Here is a 5,022-nt window from a genome sequence, read left to right as displayed (position 1 = left end):
CTGCCAGCCCATCAGGCTGGAGATCCACAGGTCGTAGTGCTCCTTGGCGTCTTCCAGGGGCTGGACCTTGTTCACCTGGCAGCACAGATCGGGATCAGTGCGCCACATCTGTTCGTCCTGGGTGATCTGGTGCTGGCGCTCGTCGGCGCGCAGGTCGATGACGTCCAGGTTGAAGCGCTCGATCAGGTATTCCTTGTACTCCAGGGTTTCCTCGAAGTGGTAGCCGGTGTCGATGAAGTGAATCTTCTGTTCCGGGCGGATCGAGGAAATGATGTGCAGGAAGTAGGCGGAGGTGGCCGCGAACGAGGAGGTCACCATGATCTTGTCCGGGGCGAAATCCTGATAGACACGGCGGATACGCGCCTCGAAGTCCAGCTCCCGGTATTCCCGGTTGAGGTCATCGATGGCGTCGCGGGACAGACCGGCGCTGTTGTTGCCGACCCGTGTGATCAACTGCGCGTTACCCATGGTGTGCCTTTCCTTCTGTCCTGACTTCGTCTGAGTAGGCAATGATAAGGACGCTGATCCCATTTAAAAGAAATATATGGTGCTACTTTTATTCTCTAAAAGCATATAAGGCATCGCCCGGCAGCGCCCGCGTCCCGGCTTTACACAATTTGATCCCTCCGGCGTAGGAACTCTTGGCTTTCCCCCTGTCACACCTGCCAGGACGCATCGGGAAACGCGTCTTAAAACTGTATTGATAGGAGAAGCCCCATGAAAAAGCCTCTGATGTCATTGTCCGCTCTTCTTCTCGCCGCCGGCGTGACCGGCGCCGCCTTCGCCCAGCAGGGCACACCCCAGCAACAGGGCCAGCAAGGCGCGGCTCAGCAAGGCCAGCCGCCGGCGCAGCAGGCGCCCCAGAGTCAGCCCAATCCGGCGCTGGGTGATGCCTCCGACATCACCGACGAGGAAGTGAAGAAGTTCGCCGACGCCCAGGCCAAAGTGGAACAGGTGAAAGGCGAATACCAGAGCCAGGTTCAGGCGGCTTCCGAGGATCCGGAGAAAGCCATGGAAGTGCAGCGTGAAGCGCAGCAGGAAATGGTCAAGGCGGTGAAGGACACCGGCCTGGACGTGCGCAAGTACAACCAGATCGCGCAGTTGGCGCAGTACGACACGGATCTGCGTGAACGCATTCAGGAAAACATGTAAGCCCGATTCCGCCCGGCCGCGCCGGGCCGTGACTTAGAGAACCCCGCCGCGGCGGGGTTCTTTCGTTTCTGTTCACGTGCACAATGGCTTCATGCTCGGAACCTGGGGAGGGGAAGACGAATGCATGAAGACCAGGGCGACGACAGCGCCCGCCATACCGAACAACTGTCGGCGCTGACTCTGTTGATGTACCAGGCCGCGCAGGACCCGGAGCGCTGGGCGGAAATGACCGCCCTGCTCCGCGAAGCCGCCATCCCGTTCGAGGACGACCGGCTCTACCAGCAACCGAACCGGCGGCGGCGCATGCTCGACGCCCTGGTGCCCCATGTGGAGCAGGCGCTGCGGCTCGGCGAGCAGATGGAGCGCACCCGGGAAACCCGCGACCTGGCGGTGGCCACGCTGGAGCGCCTGCCGATCGGCATCGCGGTGGTGGACGCCCAGCTCAATATCATCACGCTCAACCGCATCGCCGCCGGCGCGCTCAGCGACAGCGAGGTGCTCAGCAACCACCAGGGGCGCCTGCGCATCAACAACCGCCGCCAGCATCAGGCGCTGCACGAGGCCCTGGCCCGCTGTCTGGAACAGGGCAGCCACCATGCCCTGCCGCTCACCGAGCCGGCCACCGGGGTGACCGTCTCGCTGCTGGTGTGCCCGAGCCGCACTGTGGACATGGAAGACCCGGAGCGCCCCGCCGCCACCCTGTTCATTTCCCACTCCAATCTGGACAACCTGGTGGACGAGACGCTGCTGGGCGATCTTTACGACCTGACCCCGGCGGAGAGCAAGGTGGCCAAGGGCCTGGTCAGCGGCCACACCCTGGACCGCATCGCCGACGACGCCCAGGTGGCGCCGGCCACGGTGCGCGCGCAGTTGAAGTCGGTGTTCCGCAAGACCGACACCGGTCGCCAGGCGGAGCTGGTGTCGGTGATTCTGTCCGGGCTGGCGCCGCTGGCGCCGCGCCCCGCCGAGCGCGCGCCGGCGGCCCGCCCGGAACCGCCACTGGACCTGCCGGTCCTGGACAGCACCGGCGGCGGGCAGCTCACCACCCGCGACGGCCGCGCCCTGCGCTTCCACCAGTACGGCAACGCCGACGGCACCCCGGTGATCTTCTTTCACAGCGTGCGGGGATCGCGGCTGGAGGTGCCCGGCGGCGCCGATATCCTGCATGAACTGAACCTGCGGCTGATCGTGCCGGACCGGGCCGGCTACGGCCTTTCCGACCCGCTCAAGGACAGAAGCATCGACGACCTGGTGAGCGATCTGGAACTGCTGACCGAGCACCTGGGCATCGACCGCTTCCATTTGCTGGGCTATTCCCTGGGCGGCTTTCTCGCCCTGCATTGCGCCGGCCGTCTGGGGGACCGGGTGCAGCGGCTGGGCCTGGTGTCGGCGCTGGGCCCCACGCACCTGAGCGGCGACGCCGACCCGATGCGCGGCCTGTTCCGGATGGTGGTGGGCGTGGCCGACCGGGCGCCGGACCTGATGGAGAACGTGCTCAACCTGGTGGCCCGGGGGCTGATCAAGAATCCGGATAAGCACCTGCGCCGCTTCGTCACCTTCACCAGCCCGGCGGACGCGCCGGTGTTCGCCCAGCAGCGCCACCGCGACGCCTATGTAAAGGCGGTCAAGGAGGCCTACCGCAACGGCTGCCAGGGTTTCGTGGAGGATCTTCGCACGGTGGCCCGGGCCCCGGAGCCGGACGCCGCCGCGCTGACCATGCCGGTGTTTCTGTGGCACGGCGAGCGCGACGGCCAGGTGCCGGTGGCCCAGGCGCTGGCGGTGGACCAGTGGCTGCCCAACAGCCGCCTGACCCTGGAGCCGGACGGCGGCCATTTCTTCGTTTACGACCGCTGGCGGGCGATCCTTACCCGCTTCACGGAGCCGGTGTAGGGGCTTAGAAGCTGACGCGCATGCCCAGCCAGTAGCGGCGGCCGTCTTCCACGTAGCCGTACTCGTCCTGGAAGATTTCCTTGTCGGCGATGTTGTAGATGCCGGTGTTGAGCGTGGCCTGGGGCGTCAGCTTGAAGGCCAGGCCGGCGTCCACCAGGGTGTTGGACGGCGCGACGATGCTGCTGCTCGAGGGGCCGGTGGTGGGCTGGCTCTCTTCGCCGCGGTAGCGTACCGCCAGCCAGGGCGACAACCGGCTGGTAACGCGCCAGTCCGCCTGCAGGCTGGCCAGATGCTTGGGCACCTGGTTGAGCGGCTCGCCCTTGTACTCGCCGGACTTCTGCTCGGAATCCGTGTAGGTGTAGCTGAGCGTCAGGTCCAGGGTGCGCGCCAGCGTGGTGGACACGGCGGCCTCCACGCCCTGGGTCACCGCCTCGTCCACGTTCACCCGGTAGGTGGGGTCGGAACCGAACTGGTTGGGGCCGCCGGGGCAGACGCTGGGCGGGCAGGCGATGCGGGTGATCTTGTCCTTGAAGTCGTTGTGGAACACGGTGACGTTGGCCTGCAGATCGCGGCCGGCGTTGAAGTACAGCCCCAGCTCCTTGTTCACCGAGGTTTCCGGTTCCAGGTCCGGGTTGCCGTAGACGTCGCCGCCCCGGCTCACCTGCCCCCAGTCCGGGGTGATTTCACGCAGCGACGGCGAGCGGAAGCCGGTGGACACGCCGCCTTTCAGGGTCCAGCGCGGCGCCATGCCCCAGACGCCGTACAGTCGCGGGCTCACGTGGCTGCCGTAGTTTTCGTCGTCGTCGAGACGGACCCCGCCGGTGACCGAGACATTGCCCGGCAGCATCCATTCGTCCTCGGCGAACAGCGCCCATTTGGAGGCGTCCACTTCGGTGCGGTCGGAGATCTGGTTGGACGTTTCGTCGGACAGCTCCTCCTTTTCGAAGTTGGCGCCCACGGTGAGCAGGTGGTCGCCCAGCGGCGCCACCAGGGCGGTCTTCGCGGAGGTGTTGGTGACCTTCATTTCGCGGGTCAGGTTTTCCGCTTCCTCGCGCTGCACGTAGGAATCGGTGGTGCCGAAGTCCCAGCGGCCGGTATGGCTCAGGGCCAGCACTTCGCGGGTAAACTCATTGTCGGAATCGGTGCAGCCGCCCCGGCAGCCGGTGGCCGGCGCGCTGTAGCCGATCAGCGAACGGCGGTCCTGCTTGGTCCGCCCCGCCTCCAGGGTGAAATCCTGGTTGTCGGTGGGGGTGAATGACAGGCGCGCGTTGAGGTTCTTCAGGTTTTTCTCTTCGAAGCCGTCCACGAAGCGGTCTTCCTGGCGGCTGCTGGCGCGGCCGTAAACCTGCAGGCCCAGTGTGTCCGCCAGCAACGGCCCGCTGAGGCTGAAGTTGCCCTGCTGGATGTCGCCGGAACGGGAGTCGTCCTGAATGATGGTATCCAGTTGCACCGCGCCGCCCCACTCCTCGGCGACCTTGCGGGTGATCACGTTGATCACGCCGCCGATGGCGTCCGAGCCGTACAGGGTGGACATGGGGCCGCGCACCACTTCGATCCGCTCGATGGACTGCAGCGGCGGCAGCCAGTCCTGCTCGAAACCGGCACTGCCGTTGGGGCGGGTTTCGCGGGTGGACACCGGCTTACCGTCCACCAGTATCAGGGTGTACTGGGAGGGCATGCCGCGGATCACGATGTCGTTGCCGCGATCGCCGGAGCCGCCGCCGGTGATGATCACCCCGGGGATGTCCCGCAGCGCGTCGGTGGCGTCCTGATAGTAGCGCTGCTCGATCTGCTCGCGCGTGATCACGCTGATCGAGGCCGGCGCGTCCTCCAGCTGCTGCGCGTGCCCCGACGCGGTGACCGTCACCTGCCCCAGTTCGTGGCCGTCACCGCTTTCCGCCAACACGGGCCCGGCGGCCAGTAGCGCGGCCGCACCCCATAACGCAAATCGCATCCCGGTACTCCTTTTTGTCCGATCCA

Annotated in this window: 4 protein-coding genes; 2 read left to right on the top strand and 2 right to left on the bottom strand. The window is 66.2% G+C overall.

Going from position 1 to position 5,022, the window contains the following annotated elements; all coding sequences use genetic code 11:
* Positions 1 to 468 (bottom strand): phosphoadenosine phosphosulfate reductase family protein (locus tag ACEQZD_RS13220; RefSeq protein WP_370186050.1); only part of this gene is annotated, 468 nt, incomplete at its 3' end.
* Positions 469 to 717: 249 nt separating this feature from the next.
* Here ACEQZD_RS13220 and ACEQZD_RS13215 point away from each other — a divergent pair.
* Complete coding sequence (locus ACEQZD_RS13215) at positions 718 to 1,152, top strand: DUF4168 domain-containing protein (RefSeq protein ID WP_370186048.1); 435 nt, start codon at positions 718 to 720, stop codon at positions 1,150 to 1,152.
* A gap of 120 nt (positions 1,153 to 1,272) precedes the next feature.
* Positions 1,273 to 3,042, top strand: a complete 1,770-nt coding sequence (locus ACEQZD_RS13210; RefSeq protein WP_370186047.1) for an alpha/beta fold hydrolase — start codon at positions 1,273 to 1,275, stop codon at positions 3,040 to 3,042.
* A 4-nt stretch (positions 3,043 to 3,046) separates the two neighbouring features.
* Here the strand turns inward: ACEQZD_RS13210 and ACEQZD_RS13205 are convergent, their stop codons facing one another.
* Positions 3,047 to 4,996, bottom strand: a complete 1,950-nt coding sequence (locus ACEQZD_RS13205) for a ligand-gated channel protein (RefSeq protein WP_370186045.1) — start codon at positions 4,994 to 4,996, stop codon at positions 3,047 to 3,049.
* Positions 4,997 to 5,022: the final 26 nt, after the last annotated feature.

Source organism: Alloalcanivorax sp. (genome assembly GCF_964221125.1).
Taxonomy (GTDB): Bacteria; Pseudomonadota; Gammaproteobacteria; order Pseudomonadales; family Alcanivoracaceae; genus Alloalcanivorax; species Alloalcanivorax venustensis.
This window is presented reverse-complemented; position numbering and strand designations above follow the sequence as displayed.

Excerpts from the sequence above, each read along its gene's own strand:
- ACEQZD_RS13215 (WP_370186048.1), top strand. The coding sequence starts at position 718 with ATGAAAAAGCCTCTGATGTCATTGTCCGCTCTTCTTCTCGCCGCCGGC.
- ACEQZD_RS13205 (WP_370186045.1), bottom strand. The coding sequence starts at position 4,996 with ATGCGATTTGCGTTATGGGGTGCGGCCGCGCTACTGGCCGCCGGGCCC.
- ACEQZD_RS13210 (WP_370186047.1), top strand. The coding sequence starts at position 1,273 with ATGCATGAAGACCAGGGCGACGACAGCGCCCGCCATACCGAACAACTG.